At 77.5% G+C, this 20406-nt stretch carries 11 protein-coding genes and 1 pseudogene; 2 read left to right on the top strand and 10 right to left on the bottom strand.

Annotation, left to right across the window (positions count from 1 at the left end):
* Nucleotides 1–12 precede the first annotated feature (12 nt).
* The 5 genes from QNH85_RS03570 to QNH85_RS03550 form a co-directional block, all read right to left on the bottom strand.
* Entirely contained in the window at nt 13–2034 is a 2022-nt protein-coding gene (locus tag QNH85_RS03570) for a YyaL domain-containing protein (protein WP_282944672.1), read from the bottom strand.
* A gap of 73 nt (nt 2035–2107) precedes the next feature.
* A complete protein-coding gene (locus QNH85_RS03565; protein WP_282944670.1) occupies nt 2108–2692 on the bottom strand; it encodes a D-sedoheptulose-7-phosphate isomerase in 585 nt (194 codons plus the stop codon).
* Entirely contained in the window at nt 2685–3803 is a 1119-nt protein-coding gene (locus QNH85_RS03560) for an ROK family protein (RefSeq protein ID WP_282944668.1), read from the bottom strand. Before QNH85_RS03560 ends, QNH85_RS03565 begins: the two co-directional genes overlap by 8 nt.
* Before the next feature lie 356 nt (nt 3804–4159).
* Entirely contained in the window at nt 4160–5212 is a 1053-nt protein-coding gene (locus tag QNH85_RS03555) for a LacI family DNA-binding transcriptional regulator (protein WP_282944666.1), read from the bottom strand.
* A 13-nt stretch (nt 5213–5225) separates the two neighbouring features.
* Nucleotides 5226–7079, bottom strand: coding sequence for an MBL fold metallo-hydrolase (locus tag QNH85_RS03550; RefSeq protein ID WP_282944664.1), 1854 nt, complete (start codon nt 7077–7079; stop codon nt 5226–5228).
* A 460-nt stretch (nt 7080–7539) separates the two neighbouring features.
* On the opposite strand from QNH85_RS03550, the gene QNH85_RS03545 reads away from it, so the two are divergent.
* Both QNH85_RS03545 and QNH85_RS03540 read left to right on the top strand, forming a co-directional pair.
* Entirely contained in the window at nt 7540–8526 is a 987-nt protein-coding gene (locus tag QNH85_RS03545; RefSeq protein WP_282944663.1) for an MFS transporter, read from the top strand.
* Nucleotides 8523–11210, top strand: a complete 2688-nt coding sequence (locus tag QNH85_RS03540) for a helix-turn-helix transcriptional regulator (protein WP_282944662.1) — start codon at nt 8523–8525, stop codon at nt 11208–11210. The genes QNH85_RS03545 and QNH85_RS03540 overlap by 4 nt, the downstream gene beginning before the upstream one ends.
* A 7-nt stretch (nt 11211–11217) precedes the next feature.
* Here QNH85_RS03540 and QNH85_RS03535 read toward each other — a convergent pair whose 3' ends face one another.
* From QNH85_RS03535 to QNH85_RS03515, 5 genes and pseudogenes are all read right to left on the bottom strand, one after another.
* Nucleotides 11218–12753, bottom strand: a complete 1536-nt coding sequence (locus QNH85_RS03535; RefSeq protein WP_282944661.1) for an FAD-dependent oxidoreductase — start codon at nt 12751–12753, stop codon at nt 11218–11220.
* Nucleotides 12750–14687, bottom strand: a complete 1938-nt coding sequence (locus tag QNH85_RS03530; protein ID WP_282944983.1) for a hypothetical protein — start codon at nt 14685–14687, stop codon at nt 12750–12752. Before QNH85_RS03530 ends, QNH85_RS03535 begins: the two co-directional genes overlap by 4 nt.
* 44 nt (nt 14688–14731) lie before the next feature.
* Entirely contained in the window at nt 14732–16123 is a 1392-nt protein-coding gene (locus QNH85_RS03525; protein WP_282944959.1) for a GH1 family beta-glucosidase, read from the bottom strand.
* 1759 nt (nt 16124–17882) lie between these two features.
* A pseudogene (locus QNH85_RS19990) lies at nt 17883–18797 on the bottom strand (glycosyl hydrolase 2 galactose-binding domain-containing protein); the annotation flags it as partial.
* 67 nt (nt 18798–18864) lie between these two features.
* Nucleotides 18865–20397 (bottom strand): alpha-amylase family glycosyl hydrolase, encoded by a 1533-nt coding sequence (locus QNH85_RS03515; RefSeq protein ID WP_282944659.1) that lies wholly within the window; start codon nt 20395–20397, stop codon nt 18865–18867.
* Between the last annotated feature and the right edge of the window lie 9 nt (nt 20398–20406).

The raw sequence follows: 20406 nt of genomic DNA, 5'->3' as shown, positions 1-20406 counted from the left end.
CCCCGCGGCCCGTCAGACCGGGTCGGCCAGGAGGCTCGGCCAGCCGAGCGCCTGCTCGCAGCCGAGCAGCAGCACCCCGACGGTCCAGGCGTGCGACAGCGTCAGCAGCATGCCCTTCGGCTGGAAGCACGCGGTCTGGTAGTACCGCTCGCTGGCCATCCCCCGGTAGGCGTTGAAGTCGCCGTCGAACCGGGCGATGAACTGCCGGAAGCACGCCAGGGTCTCGGCGGCGCGCTCCGCGTAGTAGGGGTCGCCCGTGGCGGCGGACAGCTCCGCGAGCTCCTGGGTGCACACGAGGCCGTAGGCGTGCAGGTGCTGGTTCGACGGCGAGGCGTTGTCGGCGCCCCGGGTGGCGAACCGGTACAGGTCGAGCACGGTGCCCGCGGGGAACCGCGTGTTGTACGCGTACCGGAACGTCAGCATCCAGTCCGCGGCGCGGCGCGCGAGGTCCAGCCAGCGCGGGTCGCCGGTGCGGCGGTGCAGCGCGACGTAGGACATGACGGCGACGTAGCCGTCCTCGGACGTGGGCGCCAGGTCGACGTCCTCCGGGGCGCCGTGGATGAACTCCCGGTCGACGAACTGCGCGTAGTGCTCCCCCGCCCGCACGGCGGCCGCGAGGTAGGCGCCGTCCGCGCCGTCGGGCCCGTCCCAGCGTCCCGCCTCCGCGAGGGCGGCCACCCACGCCAGGCCCGCGGCGCCGTCCCAGGACAGCACCTCCCCGGAGCGCGCGTGGTGCCCCGAGCCGAGGTTGCCGTCCGCGCGCTGCCGGCGGACGACGGCGTCCAGGTTCGAGCGCAGCGCCGTGGCCCAGCCGGGGTGCGCCGCGCGCACGTCGGCGCCGAGCTCCAGGGACCGCGCGAGGAACAGGGCGGCCTCGCCGAGGGTCCGGGAGTGCAGCAGGTCGGGGGTGTGCGACCAGCTCTGCGACCAGCCGTGCTCCCGGTACCAGACGCCCCAGAACGTCCCCGACGGCGACAGGTGGTCGCAGATGAAGTCGATGACGTCCGCGGCGGCAGCCCCGGCGGCGGGCTTCCCGCGGCGGCGGGCGTGCGCGAGCAGGGCGTACGCCCACGGGACGCCGCTGACCCAGCCGACGTGCATCGCCTGCCGGTCGACGGACAGGCCGTCGCGGCCGCTGACCTCGCGGTCGAAGCCGACCGTCTCGAGCAGCACGCCGGGCTCGGTGTAGTGCCAGCGGTGCAGGCCCTCGGCGGCGAGGTTCGCCGCCTCCGCGATGCCGACCCAGGGGGTCAGCGGGGAGCCGGCCCGGATCCGCTCGTGCTCCTCCCGCAGGATCGGGGCGTAGGCGTGCCGGTCCGGGCCCATCGCGTACACGGCGAACCGCAGCGACACCCGCTCCCCCGGGCGCCACCGGTGGGTGGTCGTCTCCGGCGGGACGGGGGTCTCCGACCCCATGTACGACACCGGGCCCTCGCGGAACGGGAACGTGAGGTGCACGCTGCCGACCCCGGTCGCCGCGTCGTGCGCCAGGCCGAGGCCGGTCATGCCGACGGGGGTCGTCTCCGGGCCGACCAGCGCGACGCCGCCCGGCCCGGCCCACGCCAGGACCGCCGGGGTCGCGGCGCGGTCGGCCCGGAGCTCCCAGTGGTCACTCACCATGCCGGCCGGGTCGTCCGCGCCCACCTCGAACCGCGGGAACACCCGGTCGCAGCCGACGGGGCGGTTCTCGCCGTAGAAGGCGCCGGGCACCAGCCACCACGGCGCCTCCGCGGCGGCGGGCAGCAGGGCGCGCACCCGGATCGAGGCCTCGGTGGGCTCCTCGCCGCGGTGCTCCACGTCCAGGCGCACGTCGATGCGGCCGGTCGTCGTGGGCGGGGCCCAGGTCGCGACCGTGCGGAACGGGCCCGCGTCCCCGGTGAACGCGCGCGGCCCGGCCGGCGACGGCGTCGCGACCTCCACCGTGCCGTCCGGGCGGACCACCTCGATCAGGTGCGGGACGGTGCCCACCACGGGTCCGTCACCGCCGCCCGGCCACAGCGAGCCCGTCGGTCGCAGCAGGACGCCGTCGTCCACCCTGGTCAGCCTCTCGGTCGTGCGGTCGGTGCGGGTCGGGCGCGGGTCGGTGCGGCGTCGCCCCCGCGGCCCGTCAGGCGGTCGGCACCTCGTCGGCCGCCCAGGCGTCCACCATCTCGCTGATCACGTGCAGCACCAGCGTGTGCATCTCCTGGATCCGCGGCGTGGCGGCCGACGGCACCAGCAGCAGGTGGTCGGCGTGGTGGCGGGCGGGACCGCCGTCGCCGCCGGCCAGCAGCAGGGTCGTCGCGCCGTTCTTCCGCGCGATCTGCAGGGCGCTCACCACGTTCGGCGAGCGGCCGCTGGTGGTGAACGCGACCACCAGGTCGCCGGGGCGCGCGAGGGCCTCGACCTGCCGCGCGAACACGTCGTCGTAGGAGTAGTCGTTGGCGATGCACGTCATCGACGTCGGGTCGGTGCTCAGGGTGACCGCGGGCAGGGGCCGGCGGTCCCGCTTGTAGTGGCCGACCAGCTCGCCGGTGAGGTGCTGCGCGTCCGCGGCGCTGCCGCCGTTGCCGAACGTGTAGAGCGTGCCCCCGGCCGCGAACGTGTCGCGGACGAGGGTGCCCGCGGCGCGGATCTGCTCCTCGAGGCCGACCATCGCCTCCGCGACGGCGGAGTGGGCGGCCAGGTGCGCGTGCAGCCAGTCGTCAGACACGGGCGGCCTCCGTCGGGGTGGGCTGGGCGGCCGGCACGGACAGCGGCGCGGCTGCGGGGTCGGCGTGGTGTGTCTCGTGCCCGGCCCCGCGGCGAGCGGCGGGGAGGACGTCGAGCGCGATGGCCCCCGCGCCGACGACGCAGACCACGTCGCCGAGCGCCGCGAGCCGGATGGTGGCGGCGCGCGCGGCCGGGGGCATCGCCTCCCGGGCGACGAGGTCGCGCACCGGGTCGAGCAGCAGGGCGCCGGACCGGGTCACGCCGCCCCCCAGCACGACGAGCTCCGGCTCCAGCACGTTGACCAGGTCGGCGACAGCGGAGCCCAGCAGGTCGGTCGTCTCGTCCCACACCCGGACGGCGAGCGGGTCGCCGGCGGCCGCGGCGGCGCTCACGTCGGCGGCCGTCACGGCGGGCAGCGCGGCCAGGGTGGAGCGGGGGTCCTCCGCGAGGGCCTCGGCGGCGCGCTCGGCGATGGACGTCCCTGACGCGTACGCCTCGATGCAGCCGCGCCGCCCGCAGGAGCACAGGCGTCCGCCGCGGCGGACTGTGACGTGGCCGAGCTCGCCGCCGTTCCCCGCGGCCCCCCGGTGCAGGCGGCCGTCGAGGATGACGCCGCCCCCGACGCCGGTGGAGACGGTCAGGTAGACGAGGTTCTGCAGCCCGCGGCCCGCGCCGTACCGGTGCTCGGCGACGGCGGCGGCGGTGGCGTCGTTCTCCAGGGCGAACGGGACGCCGAACTCCGCGGCGGCGAGCGGGCCGATCGGGATGTCGACCCAGCCGGGCAGGTGCGGCGGCGACTGCAGCAGGCCGGACGGGGCGTCGAGCGGGCCGCCGCAGGCGATCCCCACCGCGCCGACCGGACCGAGCCCGGCCTCGGCGACCGCCTCGTGGCCCATGGCGAACAGCCGGCGGATCACCGCGTCGGGCCCCTCGTCGCGGCGGGTCGGCCGGATGCGCAGGCCGTGCACGGCGCCGTCGGCGGTGACCACGGCGACGGCCAGCTTGGTGCCGCCGATGTCGAGCGCCAGGACCGGGGTCCCGCCGGCGCCGGTCACCTCCGTGGCGGCGTGGGACGCGCCGCCACGCTCGACGCCCGATGCGTCCGTCGTCATGCACGTCCTCCCGACCCCTGACGACGCGCGCCGGGGTGCGCGTCGCGGATCCCGGGCGCGTGGCGGGCGGCGTCGGTGCCGCCTGGGCGCCTGGGATCGATTCCAGAACGAGCATACGAGTCGGCCGGATCGAGCGTCAAGCGCAGCGACAGGTCCCCTGTGCACCCGGGACGTCCCCGCGGTGAGGGCGGGCGTCAGGGCGCACGGCCCGGGCCGGGGGCACGTGGGATCGAGTCCAGGTCGACGGCCGCGCCGACGAGGGCGCGTCAAGTGGAGCGTTCGGCCCGACACGCGCGGCGCGTCCCGTCCGAACGCTCCACTTCACGGGAGGGCGAAGGGGGCGGGACGCCGGGGGATCAGGCCGTGGCGGGGGGTGCCGTCGAGCCGCGCTGGGCGACCGCGGCGGAGAGCATGACCGTCCGCACCGGGGAGTCCGGGTTCTGGATCCGCTCGAACATCTGCGCGACGGCGGCCTCGCCGAGCGCGACGGCGTCCTGCGCCACGGCCGTGACGCCGGGGCGGACCATCGTCATCCAGGGCGCGTCGTCGAACGACACGAGGCTGAGGTCCTCGGGCACGCGCAGGCCGAGCGCCTGGGCGGCGCGCCACACGCCCTCCGCGAGGACGTTGTTCGCCGCGAACACCGCGGTCGGCCGGTCCGGCGACCCGAGCAGCTCCCGCGCGACGCCGAGGGCGGCGCCGACGTCCCAGCCGCCGCGCACCACCAGGGCGTCGTCGAGGGGCACGCCGGCGGCGTGGAACGCGGCCCGGTAGCCGGCCAGGCGGTCCCGCCCGGTCGTCCAGTCCATCTCGTCGATGAGCAGCGAGATCCGCCGGTGGCCGGCCGCGAGCAGCGAGCCCGTGACCCGCTCGGCGGCGGTCTTGTTGTCGACGACCACCGCGTCGTGCGTGCCCTCGGCGAACTGGCGGTCGACCTCGATCACGGGGATGCGGTGCCGGCCCAGGTACTCGGTGACGTCGGTGGACAGCGGCGTGAGGATGACGCCCGCCACCCGCAGGGCGACGAAGGTCTCGGCGGCCTCGAGCTCGGCCTCGACGGAGCCGTTGTCGTCGGCGAGCATCATCGCGTAGCCGCGGCGGCGCGACTGCTGGCTGATGCCGCTCGCGAGGTCCGCGTAGAAGGAGTTGCGCAGGTCCGACACGAGGACGCCGATGGACCGGCTCACCTGCTGGCGCAGGTTCCGCGCCATCGCGTCGGGCACGTAGCCGAGCGTCTGGGCGGCCCGGCGGACCCGCTCCCGGACGGCCGGCGCGACGTACCCGCGGCCGGTCAGCGCGCGCGACGCCGTCGACCGGGACACGTCCGCCGCCTCGGCGACGTCCTTGATGGTGGCCCGGCGCCCCGCGGTGGTCATCACGGCACGCGTCCCCGGCGCGACGGCCTCCATGCGTGCTCCCTGACTAGACCTCGACGACGTCCACGAGCGCCTCGGCGTGCTGCCCGAGATGCAGGTCGCCGATGCTGACGTCGACCGCCAGCCGCCTGCGACGCGCCCCCGGGCCCGTGGGCACCACCTCGAGGTCCAGCTCCGCCTGCCCGGAGGGCGGGAGCGCGACGACGACCTCGTCGGGGTGCGCGCGCCAGCCTAGCGGCAGCACCGCCCGGACCGTCGCCTTGCGGTCCTCGCGGGTCGGGTTGCGGACCGTCACCGTGAAGCGCGCGGGCTCGTCGGCGGGGAGCCGGGACAGGTACGGCGTGATCCGCGCCATCTGGCTGTCGGCGCCGAGGTCCAGCTCGTCCAGCGGCAGCAGGTCGTGGTGGATCTCGACGAGCTCCTCGCCCTCCTGGGTGAGCAGGTCCAGGTAGGCGTCGTCGACCCACCGGGGCTCCCAGTGCCCCGTCACCATGACGCCCGGCGCGACCCGGCGGTACAGCGCCGCGCTGTCCCGGTAGTCGGTGATCCGGAACAGGTTCCGGTACTGGTAGTTGAGGACCTCGCGCCGGTTGCCGGGGATGCCCATGCCGTCCTGCTGGTCACCGGTGACGAGCACCCGCACGCCGTCGACCTCGACCTCGAACGCCGCGGCGTACAGGGTGTGGCCGGGCAGCGGGTGCACGGTGATCTCGTACTCGTGCCACGCGAACGACTCGCCGAGCGGCAGCACGCGGTCCACCGGGATCGGGTCGTACCACTGGCACGGCAGGTCGTGGCGGAGCGGGTCGGCGAGGATCGGCGCGACGTTCTCCGGCGCCCAGATCTGCGTGCCCTCGACGTCGCGCAGCAGGTTCATGCCGGCCACGTGGTCGTCGTGGTAGTGCGTCGGCAGCACGACCTCGACGTCCGTGACGCCGTGCTCCCGGCGCAGCGCCGGCAGGGACGCCAGCCACGGGCGCCGGGACGCGCGGTCGCCCCCGGACGCGAGGCCCGTCGTCATGTCGTAGCCGTAGTCGATGAGCAGCGCGGCGCCGTCCCGGGAGACCAGGACGTACGAGCAGGCGTTGCTCGACAGGTTGAGCAGGAAGTGCTCGGTGATCCGCTGGAACGGCTCGACGAGGCGCGTGCGCAGGTCCCACGGCTGGGGGCGGCGGGAGTCGACGTAGCCGCGCATCCGCTGCGCGAGCAGGCCCAGGGCGTGCTGCGGGTCCTCCATCGGCGCGCCGTGCGACGGCAGCAGCAGGTCCAGGTGCTCGTCCATCAGCAGGTAGCACGACAGGACCGTCATCGCCGGCCCCTCGTTCTCGGTGTACGACCACTGGGTCGCGGCGAGCGACCACACCTTCCCGGGCGCGTAGACCAGGTCCCCGGTGAACGCGACGCGCCGGCCGCCGGCCTCGACCACGTACGACACCGAGCCGGTGGTGTGCCCGGGGGTGGGCACGACCTGGACGTCGACCCCGCCGTAGGTGCGGGTCCGGTACTCCGGCACGACGTCGGCGACGGGCACCGGCTCCAGCAGGGAGAACCGGTCCTGGCGGAGGTTGTAGTCGTTGACGACCTGGCGGGTGCGCCACATCTCGTCGACCCGGTCGAACAGGTCCCGCTCGACCGGCGGGACGTGGATCGCGATGCCCGCCGCCACCGCCCGGGGCAGCCCCTGGCCCTGGTCGCGGTGGTGGTGCGTCATGAGGACGTCCGTGATCCGGTCGACGCCCATCTCGTCCAGGTGGTCGAGCACGGCGCCGGAGCCGAAGTCGATGGCCACGGCGGTGCGCGTGCCGTCGGCCGCGGGCTGCGGTGCCCGCACGACGTAGACGTGGCAGGTGTCGACGACGCGGAACACCCCGGACGCGACCTCGCTGACGGTGGGGGGCATGGTCTTATGGTAACGATTCCAGACGCGTCCCGACAAGAGAAGCGCTGCTCACGGGCGGTTTCTGGCGGTATGCCCCGTTCCGGCAGGTCACGTCGACGGAGGGTGCGGATATCCTCGTGCGTGTGCCGCTGAGCCAGGACGGCCCGACGCCGGGCGCCGCGACACGGGAGGACACTGCGCCGGGCGGCTCCGCCGCCCCGGGCACGCCGGCCCGTGACGACCGCCTCCCCCTCCTCCCCGCCTCCCCGCTCGCGCGGGCCGGCCTGCTCGCGCTCCTCGCCGTCGTCGTCGCGCAGGCGGCCACGGCCGCGGTGATCCCGGCGGCCTCCCGGTCCCTCGGCCTGCCCGACTGGCAGGCGGGAGCGGTGACGTCCGCCTCGGCGGCGGTCGTCGTGCTCACCAGCCCGGCGTGGGGCCGGCGCGCCGGCGCGCGCGGGTCCCGGGTCGTCGTCCGGCGGGCGTGCTCTGGGTACTGCTCGCCTCGCCTGTCGTCGCGTCGGTGCTGCCGGCCGCCCCCGTGCTCGCCCCCGGGCCCGCCTGGGTGGCCCTGCTGCTGGCGCGCGGGGTGGTCTTCGGCACGGCCGTCGCCGCGGTCGGTCCCGCGGTCCAGGTGCAGCTGGTCGCGGTGTCCCGCTCCGAGGGCGACCGGGTGGCGTGGATCGCGCGGGCCGGTGCCGTGCGCAGCGTGGCCACGATGGCCGGTGCCGGGCTCGCCGCGGCGCTGGGCGCCGTCGCGGCCGGGCTGCCCGTGCTCGCCGCGGCCGCGGTCCTGGCCGTCGCGGGCGTCGTGGCGGTGACCGCGGGGCGCCGGGACGCCCGCCCGGCGGGGGCCGCCGGCGCACCGGACGTCGAGGGGCCGCCGGACCCCGCGCCCGTCCTGCCCGCGTTCGCCACCCTGCGCCGGCCGGGCGTCCGCGCCGCGGTCCTGGCGTCCGCCGGCGTGTTCCTCGCGATGGCCCTCGTCCAGGGCAGCGTCGGGTTCCTCGCGCAGGACCGGTACGACCTGGCCGCCGGACCCGCCACCGCGCTCACCGGCGCGCTGCTGCTCGCCGCCGGGCTGGGCTCGCTGGTCGCGCAGGGGGTGCTGGTGCCCCGGCTGCGCTGGCGTCCGTGGCGGCTGGTCCGGTGGGGCGGCGCCGTCGTGGTCGCGGCGGTGGCGGTGTACGCGGTCCCGGTCCCCCGGCCCGTGCTGCTGGCCGTCGCGCTGGTGTTCGGCGTCGGCGTCGGGGCGGCGGCCGCCGGGTGCACCGCCGCCGCCTCCACAGCCGTCGGCGCGGCGGAGCAGGGGGAGGTCGCCGGGCTGGTCAACGCGGTCAACGCGCTCACCTTCGTCGTCGGGCCGGCGCTCGCGGCCGCGTCGTACGGCTGGCACCCCGTGGTGCCGGCGGCGCTCGCGCTCGCCGCGGGCTCGGCCGCCGTGCTGCTCCGCCCGGGACGGCCCTCGTGACGGGGCCCACCACGACCGTGGCCGACGCCGGCACCGGGGCCACGCCGCCCTCCCGTCCCGGTGTGCCGCGGGTGCCGTCCTGGTACGTGCCGCGGACGGCGGCGGCCGCCCGGCTGGACGCCGACGCCCCGCTCCAGGTGGTCCACGGCACCGCGGGCTCCGGCAAGTCCCTGCTGCTGGCGTCGTGGGCGCGCGAGGCGCTGCCGGCCGACCGCGCGGTCGTCTGGCTCGACGCCCGCGTCGCGCCCTCCGGCGACGGGCTGTGGCCGCGGGTCCTCGAGGCGCTGGCCGACGCCGGCCTGCTCACCGGCGCCCGCGCGGACGAGGCGCGGGCGGGAGCGGGCCGGGGCGGGCGGGCGGCGCGCGCGGCCGGCGTGGACGCGCTGCTGACGCTGGGCGCACCGGTGCACGTGGTCGTCGACGGCTACGAGGCGGTGTCGTCGGCGGCCACCGACGAGGAGCTGGTGCACGTCCTGACGCGCGTCGACCGGCTGCGTGTCGCCGTCGCCACGCGGCGGGACCCGGACCGGCTGCTCGCGGCCGCGGGCCTGGGCCTCGACGTCGCGGAGGTGCGGCCGGCCGACCTCCGCCTGGACCACGACGAGGTCGCGGCGGTGCTCGCGCGCGCCGGCCAGGACGGCGCCGCCGCGGCCCCGGTGCGCGCCGCGACCGACGGGATGGCCCTCGCGGTCCGCGCGCTGGCCATCGCGGGGACCCGGGGGACGCTCGACCTGGCGACCGCACCGCGCGACCGGCTGGTGGCGGTGGCCGCCCAGGGCGTCGTCCGCGGCCTCGGCGCCCCGGACGAGGACGACGGCTACCTCGCGGCCGCCCGCCGCGTCGCGGTCACCGAGTCGGTCACCCCCGCGCTGGCCGCCGTGCTCACCGGCGCCCCCGCGGGGGACCTGCTCGCCCGCCTGGAGGCGGACGGGCTCGCGACGTGGCAGGACCGGGACGACGGCGCCGAGCCGGTGCTCACCCTCACCCCGGTGGTGCGGGCGGCCCTGCGCGCGGACCTGGAGCGGGCGGAGCCGGACGCGGTCCCCGGGCTGCTCCGGGCCGTCGTGGCCTGGGGGCTGGGCGCCCGGCGGTTCTACCCGGCCCTGCACGCGGCGGCGGCGACGGGCGACCTGGACCTCGTGACGGCGACCGTCATGCGCATCTGGGGCTCCGGTCAGGCGCGCGACGCCGCCGAGACCATCCGCGTGCTGGAGTCCCTGCCCCGCGCTGCGGTCGCCCGGCGCCCGCAGCTCGCGCTGCTGCTGGCGCTGCTGCACAACACCCGCGCGGAGCACCGCGTGCGGGCGCTGGAGTGGTTCGCGGTCGCCGCGGCCGCCGCCGTCTACCACCTGCCCCGCGCCACCACCGCCGAGCGCGTGGTGCTCCGCGGGGGCGAGAGCGTCGCGATGCGCCTGCTCGGGCGCGGCGCACGGGCCCGGACCGCCGCGCTCGCGGCCCTCGACCACCTCGCGGCCGTGCCACCCGGCGCCGACCCGGTCGTCGACGGCCTGCGGGGGCTGCTGCACCGCCAGCTCGGCGTGGCGCTCGTCGCGGCGGGCGACGTCGAGCGGGGGCTGGAGGTCGTCGAGGGCGCGCTCGCGCACGAGGAGTCCGGGGCCCTGGGGGTCTTCAGCACCCACAGCCTGCAGGCGGGGTTCCTCGCGGCGCAGGGCGACCTCGCCGCCGCCCGCGACGTCGCCGCGGTGGCCGAGCGCCTGGAGCCGCCGCCGACGCACGAGACGGCGTACCGGCGCTCGACCCTGGACCTCGCGCGCGTGCACCTGGCGGTCGAGGACGGCCGGCTCGAGGACGCGCGGGAGGTGCTGGACGGGCTGGCCGGCGAGCTCCGGACGAACGAGTTCTGGCCCGCCTTCGCCGAGGCCCAGGCCGCGCTGGACCTGCTCTCCGGTCGCCCCGTGGCCGGCGAGGAGGTGCTGGTGCAGGCCCTGCGGCGCGGCCGCCGGGCGCCGGTGACCGCCGCGTGGCGTGCCCGGCTCGCCGCCGCGCGGGCCGTGCTCGCGCTGAGCGGCGGGCAGGCCGAACGCGGGCTGGCGCTCGCCGAGTCGGTGCCCGTCACGCACCCCGCCGCCCGGGTGGCCCGGGGACGGCTCCTGCTGTCGACGGGGCGCCGCGACGAGGCGCGGGCCCTGCTCGCGGGACCGGACCTGCCCGACGAGGGGCCGCGCCTGCGGGCCGCGCGGCGGTTCCTGCTCGCGGCCGCCTCGGTGCCCGCGCCCGCCCCGGTGCCCACCCCGGTGCCCGCCGACGACCGGGACGGGGGGCGCACGGGCGCGGGCGGCGCCGTCGCCGCGCGGGCGCTGCACGAGGCCGCCGCGATCGTCGGCGGCGGCGGCTCCCGCACCGGGTGGGCCCTGGTCAACCCGGCCGAGCGCGCCGCGCTCGCCCGGCTCGCGGCCGGGGACCCGGTGCTCGGCCCGTTCCTCGACGGGCTCGCGGACCTGCCGGCCCCCGTGCCCGACGACCCGGGCGGAGCGGGCCTCAGCGAGCGGGAGCTCGTGGTGCTCCGGCACCTGGCCGACGGCACGGAGCTCGCCGAGGTCGCGGCGCGGCTCCAGGTCTCACACAACACGGTGAAGACGCAGGTGCGGACCGCCTACCGCAAGCTGGGGGTGCGCCGGCGCGCGGACGCGGTCGCCCGCGCGCGGGAGCTCGGGCTGCTCTGAGCCGGGCTCAGACGGCCAGGACCTGCCCCTGGGCGCGGAGCGCGTCCTGCAGCGCCGCGACGTCCACCGCCTGCACGTCCCGCCCCGACGCGACGGCGTGCGCCGCCGCGAGCCCCGCCGCGTGCCCGAGCATCTGGTACTGCGGCTCCATCCGGACGGACGAGAACGCCACGTGCGACGCCGACACGCACACGGGCACCAGCAGGTTGCGGCAGTCCTCCCACCGCGGGACCAGCGCCCGGTACGGGACCGGGTACGGCGGCACCGGCACCGAGAGGTAGCCCTCCGTCACGACCATCCCGACGGGCCGCGGGTGCTCGTGCACCCAGCGCCACGTCCGCTGCACCTCCCGCACGTCCAGGTGGTACGAGCCCATCGCCACCACGTCGTGCCACCGCGCGGGGCGCCGCAGGTCGTGCTCGGTCAGCACGACCTCCCCCACCATGCGGCGGGCCTCGCGGACGTAGAGCTGGTGCGGCAGGTGGTCGGTGTCGGCGAACTCGTCGGCGGGCAGCCCCCAGCGGGCGAGCTCCCGGCGCACCGGTGCCGGGACCGCGGGGTCGTGGGTGAGGAACCAGAGGAAGTCCTGCGCGTGGTGCAGGTGGTGCAGCCGGATCTCCTCGCGCCGGTCCGGGCCCGCGGTGGGGTACTCCCACGCGGAGCCGTCCAGCACGCTCAGCGAGAACGGCCCCAGGGAGTTCCCGTCGGCCTTGCCGCCCGGCAGGTTCGGCTCCAGCCCGAGCAGCCGCCCCGCCTCCGGCACCCGCCCCTCCCGCTCCCAGTGGCGGAACAGGCGCCGCCCCAGCTCCCAGTACGCCTCGTCGTACCCGGCGCGCCGCTCCACCGGGACCCGGTCCGGCGCGGTGGTCAGGCACAGGCGGTAGCCGTAGGACATGACGCCGCCGTCCCCGGAGCCGACCGGGGCGAGCGGCCGGTCCCGGACCTGCGGGAGCACGGCGCCCGCGACCTCCCCCGCCGGGTCGTCCACGAACGGCGACACCCAGCCGGGGAACGCGTGGCGGCCCGGGACCGGCTCCCGGCGACCGGCCAGCGTCTCGCCGTGCAGCGACCGGTCCTCCCGCCCGACCGCGAACGGGACGCCCGCGAGCGCCAGCAGGTCGCCCTCGTAGGTCGCGTCGACGAACGCCCCGCCGGACCAGCGCCGGCCGTCGGCGGTCGTGACCGACCGGATCGCACCGTCCACGACCTCGGCGGACCGGACCGCGGCGCCGTGCTCCACCCGGACCCGCGGGTGGTCGAGCCAGCGGCGGAAGACGCCCTCCGCGACGTGCGGCTCCGGGCCCGCCCAGGTCCCGACCGCGACGCCGTAGTGCGCGGCGACGTCCTCGCGGAACCGGGCCGCCATACCGCCGAGGACGCGCACGTCGCCGACGTCCGTGTAGCCGAGCCCGCCCGACGTCATGCCGCCGACGTGCTGCCCGGGCTCGAGCAGCACGACCGACGCCCCGGCCTCCGCCGCCGCGACGGCCGCGCAGACGCCCGCGGAGGTCGCGCCGACGACGACGACCTCGGCGTCGGTCACCGCCCGGCCCCCGGAGCCGCGGCAGCGGCACGGCCGGCGGCGGCGCCGTCCGCGAGCGCCGCCCGGTACGCCCGCCACCCGTCCGCCACCAGCGCGAGGTCGGCGGGCGTCAGCGGCTCCCCGGAACGGTCGACGCGCTCGGCGTAGTACAGCGCCGGCACCCCGCCCTCGGCCTGCGCGGCGACGTAGTCCCGCCACTGCGCGACGTCCAGCATCGGCCACTGGTCGGTGTCGACCAGGTGGCCGGGCAGCGCGGCGCGGGCGATCGACCGGCGGACCCGCATCTGGTCGGCGAGCGGGACGACGGCCGCGTCGGTGTCCCGCTCGAGCACGTCGTTCAGCCGGACCATGTCGCACACGTCCGCGAACGCCGGGTGCGGGGTGTGGGTCACCACCAGCGCGTCCGGCTTGGCGGCCTTCGCGGCCCGGTACAGGTCGTGCAGCAGCGCGTGCAGGGCCGCGGCGCCCCACGGCCCGTCCGGGCGGGGGACCCCCGGCTCGGTCCCCGCCGCCGCTGCGTGCCGGTGGACCGCGTGCCCGGCGGGCGACCGCTGCGTGAAGTCCACCTTGAACCCGTCCGCGTCGATGCCGTCCGGCCCCAGCAGGTGCGCGACCGTGCGGCGCACCCGCTCGCGGTACGCCGGGCTCGCGGGGTCGACCGCCACCGGGCGCCCGCCCGCGTCGACCAGGCACTCGTCGGCGGGCAGCCCCTCCGGGTCCCAGGCCTTCCACCACAGCAGCACGCGCTGCCCCGCCGCGTGCCGGGCGGCGACCCACGCGCGCAGGTCCGGCCACCGCCCGGTGTCGACCTCGCCCGTGCCGTACGCCGCCTGCCACTTGTCGTCGATCACGACCGTCCCGGGCACGACGTCGTGGGCGGCGAGGTGGTCGAGCAGCTCGTCGTACACGTCCTGCCGGGCGAGGTCCGGGGCGATCGGCAGGCCGGGCGGCACGACGGCGGGCCCGAGGTCCTCCAGGTAGTACGGGTGGGCGGCGGGCTCCCCGGGCAGCGGCGCGCGGGCGCACTGGGCGCCCCAGCCGCAGAAGACGGGCTCGGACCACCAGGCCGCCCGGGGTTCGGCCGGGCCCTCCGGCGCCCCCGCGGCGACCAGGTCGGCCCGGTGGTCCGCGAGCGCCCGCCACGGGTCGGCGGCGGGACGCAGCACCACCGCGGGGCTGCGCCACGCGCCGGCGACCGTGGTGTGGGCGTCGTGGTCGAGCTCCAGCAGGAACCCGCCGTCCAGCGGCTGGTACCGCAGCTCGGTGAGCCGCAGGTCCGTCACGGGGGCGACGAGCCCGAGGCCGAGCCAGCCGCCGCCGGGGACGTCCAGCGCCGACGCGGACCGCTCGCGGCCGAGCACCAGGCACAGCGGCGGGGGCGAGAACACCGCGTGCAGCCGCCCCGGCGACGCGTCGCCGAGGACGCCGAGGGTCGCCGGGGACGCCGCGGGCCGGACCAGGTGCACCGGCTCGGTCGGCGTCGGCACGAACACCGACGCGAACTCCGTCGACGACCGGAACGTCCCGCCGGCGCCGTTGTCCAGCACCGCCCGGCCCCCGAGCAGCCGCACGTCGGTCAGCACGCCGTCGCCCTCGACGTCGACCACCAGCTCCAGCCGGTCCGGCAGGCACCGCAGCGTGACGCGGCGGCGGCGCCAGGCGGTGCTCGTCACGTCCAGCCGCACCTCCGCCGCGTCGACCTCCGCCGGCTCCGACCCGACCGCGGTGCCGTCCGGCCGGTGCACCGTCGGGACGCCGACGTCGAGCGACTCGTCGGCCACACCGACGCGGTCCACCGACGCGAGCAGGCTGAGGTGCGACCAGATCCGCCCGTCGGGGTCCGCGAGCACCGCGCGCGGCGGGTTCGCCCGGACCTGCAGCACGTAGGTGTCGGCGACGAGGGTGTGGGTGCCGGGTCCGGCGGTGATGCGCATGGTTCCTCGGGGGTCGTGGGGGCTGGTGTGGTGGGGGCCGGCGCTCAGCCGAACGGGGCGATGCCGGGCAGCGCGTCGGGCAGCGTCCCGGTGCGGGCGATCGACGCGTACACGCGCCCGGAGTCCTTCACGGTGCGCCGCCCCGTCGCGTAGTCGACGTGCACCAGCCCGAACCGCGGCCGGTAGCCCAGCGACCACTCGAAGTTGTCGAGCAGCGACCAGTGCATGTACCCCACCACGGGCGCGCCGCCCTCGATCGCCTCGTGCACGGCGCGCAGGTGGCCGAGCAGCAGCTCGGTGCGCCGGACGTCGTGCACCCGGCCGTCGTGGGTGGGCGCGTCGCCGAACACGCCGCCGTTCTCGGTGATCATCAGCGGCGTGCCGGGGTGGTCGCGGTGCAGCCGCAGCAGCAGGTCGCGCAGGGCGTCCGGGACGATCTCCCAGCCCTCGTCGGTGCGCGGGACGTCGCGGCCCGGGCCGACCACCTGCCACGGGAACGGCCGGTCCGGGCCCGCGGGCGCCGCCGCCATGACCCGGCGCGTGTAGTAGTTGATGCCCAGGAAGTCCTGCCGGCCGCCGATCCGGTCCTCGTCGCCGTCCCGGACGACGTCGTCCAGCGAGGTCCCGAGCGCCCGCTCGTAGTGCGCCCGCATGTCGGCCGGGTACCCGCGGCCCGCGAGCGGGTCCAGGTACCAGCGGTTCACGTACCCGTCGGAGCCCCACGCGGCGGCCGCGTCCTCGTCCGAGTCCGTCGCGGGGTCGCACGGGAACAGGCTGAGCGCGCAGCCGGTGCGGGCGCCGGGCACCCGGGCGTGGATCGCGTCCGCGGCGGCCCCGTGGCCGAGCAGCACGTGGTGCCCCGCCCGGACGGACGCCGCGAGGTCCGCGACCCCCGGGGCGTGCAGGCCGAGCTGGTAGCCGAGCAGCTGGACGATCCACGGCTCGTTCTGCGTGATCCACCACTGCACCCGGTCGCCCAGGCGCTCCGCCACCGCGTCGGCGTACTCGGCGAACGCGTCGACGCTGCCGCGCCCGGCCCACCCGCCGTCGGCCATGAGCGCCTGGGGCATGTCCCAGTGGTTCAGGGTCAGCACCGGCTCGACGCCGCGGTCCAGGAGGGCGTCGACGAACCGCTCGTAGTGGTCCAGGCCGCGGGTCTCGACGCGTCCCCGGCCCTCGGGCACCACCCGCGACCACGCCACGGAGAACCGGTAGGCCCGCAGCCCGAGCTCCTCGACCAGGTCGACGTCCTCGCGCCACCGCCGGTAGGAATCGCACGCGCGCGAACCGTCGCCGCCGCCCTCCACCGCCCCGGGTCGCGCGGCGAACTCCTCCCACACCGACCGGCCGCGGCCGTCGGCGTCGAGGCTGCCCTCGATCTGGTAGGCGGACGTGGCGGCGCCCCACAGGAAGTCGGGCGGGAACGTGACGGTCACGGGTGCAGCTCCTCGGTGCGTGCGGGGGTGGGGGTGCGTGCGCGGGTGGGGTCGGGTCGAGCAGGACCGGCGGGAGGTTCCACGCCTCGACGGTGAGCGGGCGGGGGCCGTCCTGGTGCTCCCGCCAGCGGACGCGCAGCGTGCGGGCGGCGCCGGGCAGCAGCGGGCGCGGGTCGCCGTCGAGCACCGCCCAGCCGGGGGCGCCGGCCGGGCGCGCGTCCCGCAGCTCCAGGCCGACGACCGCCCGGCCGCCCCGGTGCGTCACGGTCACGGCCGCGGCGTCCGCCCCGTCCGGCCGCACGGTGACGTCGACCGCGGCCGGCGCGAGGTCGAGCAGCGGCGCCAGGTCGGCGGCGGTGGTCGCGGTGACGACCTCGTGGTCCAGCGGCGCGCCGTCCGGCCCGGTCCACAGCACGTCCCAGAGCAGCACGGCGCCCGGGGGCAGTGAGGCGGCCGGCACCCGCAGCTCGCCGACGGGCCGCGGGTGCCGGACGCGACCCTCGACGCCCCAGCCCTGCTCCGCGAGGACGTCGCCGTCCGCCGTGCGCAGGCGCGCCACCACCCGGGACCCGGACGCCACGCCGCGGTCGGACCACAGCCAGACCTCGGCGGCGGCGTGCGCGCGGCCGCCCCACGCGGTGGTGGCGGTCCGGAGCGTCGCGCGGTCCGGAGCGAAGGCCCGGGTCACGGCGTGGAACGCCGGCTTCACGTCGCCGAGGTGGTCGACCACGGCGGTGCACCACGTGGTGGGGTACGACTCGGCGAGCTGCCACGGCAGGACCAGGGAGCAGCGGGGCCAGCGCCGCCGGTCCGCCTCCACCGCGTACGCGAGGCCGGTCGCCTGCAGGTGCTGGCTGGCCCGGCGGTAGCCCTCGACGTCGGTGAGCCGGCCGCCGAAGCAGTCCTGCACCAGGGGGGCGTTGTCCCACCACTCGCCGAGGTGCCGGTGCACCGGGTTGGACCGGTCCAGCGGCCACACCTCGTCGGCCGGCACCACGTGGTCGAGCAGCCGGCGGTTCGCCATGCCCTCGACGCCGAACTCGCTGTGCGCCAGGCACGTCCCCGCGTCCGCGAGCGCGTGCTGGCCGGTCAGGCCCTGGTGCTCCCACGGGCCGTGCACGTCGTGCTGGTCCTCCGGGGCCGCCGCGATGACGTCCGCGCGGTGGTGGAACGCCGGCCCGGTCGGGGAGGTCGGCAGCCACGCGCGGCCCGGGTCCAGCCGGGCGACCTCGTCCCGCAGCGCGGCGAGCGCCGGGGACCGGTCCTCGTCCAGGGGCACGCCATCGAGGTCGAGCTCGTTCCCGCCGCCCCACAGCAGCAGGCTCGGGTGGTGCGTGCGCGCCGGGACGACCGCGGCGGCCTCCGCGCGCAGCATGGCGACGAACGCGTCGTCGGTCGCCGGGGCGCTCTGCATGCCGGACGACGACTGCGAGAGCTCCTGCCAGACCAGCAGCCCGGCGCGGTCGCACGCGTCGTAGAAGTCCTCGGTCTCGACCAGCCCGCCGCCCCACACACGCAGCAGCACGGCGCCGGAGTCCGCGGCCAGCCCGATCAGGTGCCGCAGGCGCTCGGGCCGCACCGCGCCGTACTGGGCGTCGGCGGGCGCCCAGTTCCAGCCGAGCAGCGGCACCCGCACCCCGTTGACCTCCGCCGTGTACGCGAGCGCCCCGGCCGGTGCGCCCTCGTTCGGCACCAGGCGCGCCGTGCGGAACCCGGCGGTCCCCCGCCACGCCTCCCGGCCGGCCGGCGTCCGGACGTGCACCGTGTAGACGACCGGCGCCCCCAGCCGCCGCGGCCACCAGAGCGCCGGCCGCGGCACCCGGACCTCCCCCGCGACCGGCCGCCGGGCGCCGCCGGCGGGCAGGGCCAGCCGGCCGGTCGCCACGACGGCGCCGGCGGCGTCCCGGACCTCGACCTCCAGGGCAGCGTCCTCGGACGCCGGGCCCGCGCCCGCCACCTCGGCCGTGCCCGACAGCCGGACGACGCCGTCCTCCCCCTCGAGGTCGGCGCGGACGGCCAGGTCCGCCAGGTGCACCCGGTCGACCACCACGCGCGCCGACCGCCACAGCCCCTGGTGCGGGAACCGGGGGCAGAAGTCCCAGCCCTCGTTCATCCGCGGCCGGTGCACCCGCACCCGTTCGGTCCGGCCGACCTGCGGCTCGTTGGGCGGGACGGGGTCGACCACGACGGCCACCCGGTGCGGTCCCGGGGACGCCGCCACGGCGGGCACCTCGGCCCGCAGCCGGTGGTAGAGGCCGTCGACCCGCCCGATCGGCGCACCGTCCCAGAACAGCGTCCCGGACGGGTCCACGCCGTCCAGCTCGGCGACGACCCGCTGCCCCGGGCCGCGCTCCGGGAGGTCCACGGTGCGGCGGAGCACCCAGGAGCGGGCGCCGGTCCACTCGGCGGCGCGGCTGCTGCGGCCCCGGTACGGGTCGGGCAGCTCGCCCGCGCGCGCCAGGTCGGTCACGACGGAGCCCGGGACGGTCGCGGGCCACCAGCCCGGCGTCGCGGCGGCCGCGCGGGCGGCGTCCGCGGCGTTGTTCAGCCCCTGGGCCCCGCTGTCGACGTGCCACTGCCAGGTGTCGCCCAGCGCCTCCCGCAGCAGCCACCCGGGACCGTCGAGCTCCACGACCCGCGCGGGCGCGTCGTCCGAGGTCAGGGGATCTGGCATCGATGCCATATGAGAACGAAACCACACCGGCGGGGTGCGGGGCAACGCCGCCGCGGATCCCCGCCGGTCAGGCGCGGGAGGCGTCCGCGTGCTGGTCCGCGAGCGCCGCCAGGTCCGCCACCGACGCGTACCGCTGGTCGCCCTCGACGCCGCCCGTCACCTCGATCGCGAACCCCTGCGCACCGGGCGTGAGGTCCACGGTCAGCACCGCCGCCGCACCGGCCGCGTCGTGCCACGCGAGCTGGAGCCGCCCCGCGGCGGGCTCGGTCGCGGTGAAGTCGCCCCGGAAGGCCGGGTGCTCGGTGCGCAGCCCCACGAGCCCGAGCTGCGCCCGCGTCACCTCCCCGGCCAGGGCGGTCGCGAGCTCCTCCGCCGTGTAGTGGTGCCGGTTGACGTCCCGTCCCTGCCCGGAGCGGGCGAACCGGGCCATGTCGTTCGTCCCGGCGAGCAGGCCGACGTAGTAGATCTGCGGCCGGCCGGGCACGAAGAGCTGCACGCACCGGGCGAGCAGGTACGCCGTCGGGTCCTCGCCGAGCACGGAGAAGAACGTCGCGTTGATCTGGTGCGGGAGCGCCGCCCAGGCGACCTTCGCCGACGCCAGCGCCGACTCCCCGCCGGTGCGGCGCTCGGCCTCGGCGAACACGGCGGCCATGTCCTCGGAGGACAGCAGGCCGGGCCGGTCGCCCGACGGTCCCGCGTCGATCACGCCGATGCCGTCGTGGGTGTCCAGGACCGTGATCGCGTTCGCCGGCCGGATGTCCAGCCAGTGCCGCAGCCGCGCCGACTCGCCCGTCGCCAGCCCGTGCAGCAGCAGGGGCGGCAGGGCGAAGTCGTAGACCAGGTCGACCAGCGGGGCGATCGCGGCCTGCTGCGAGTGGTGCGCGTGCACCTCGACCAGCACCCGCAGGCCCTCCTCGTGGGCGAGCGCGGTGATCCGCTCGACGAACTCCAGGGTGTGCGGGGTCATGAACGAGTCGGTGCCGGGGGTCTTGACGGCGTAGCCGACCGCGTCGAGCCGGACCGTCGACACCCCGCCCTCCCGGAGCGTGCGCAGCGTCCGGCGCAGGTACGCGACGGCGGCGGGGTGGTGCACGTCGAGGTCGACCTGCGTCGGCATGAAGGTGGTCCACACCAGCCGCCGCGTCCCGTCGGCCTGCTGGTACGGCGTGAACGGCAGTCCGGTGCGCGGCCGGTAGAACGCGGTGATGTCCGCCTCGCGCCCGCCGTCCGGGAACACCGTGTCGAAGGTGAGGAACATGCCGTCGGACGGGGACGCGGCGCCGCGCGCGAGCCAGTCCGCGAACTCCGCCGACGACGCCGAGACGTGGTTGACGATGAGGTCCGCGGTGACGTGGACGCCGTCGGCGGCGAGCGACCGGACGTCGTCCCAGCTCCCGAGCCGGGGGTCGACGGTGCCGTGGTCGACCGGGTCGAAGCCCGCGTCGTCGCCGTCGAACGGCACGAAGAACGGCAGCAGGTGCACGCCGCTGAAGGCGGAGAGCGGCCCCTCCCGGAGCAGCGCCCGCACGCCGGCGAGGTCGCCGCCGAGCCGCTCGGTGTAGGCGAGCAGGTGCACGCCGTGGTCGTCGTGGTCGGTCACGCTCGTCCT

Origin of the sequence: Cellulomonas endometrii, from assembly GCF_949769265.1 — a bacterium.
GTDB lineage: Bacteria > Actinomycetota > Actinomycetes > Actinomycetales > Cellulomonadaceae > Cellulomonas > Cellulomonas endometrii.
The sequence above is the reverse complement of the archived record's forward strand: the minus strand, read 5'-3'. Positions and strand labels throughout refer to the sequence as shown.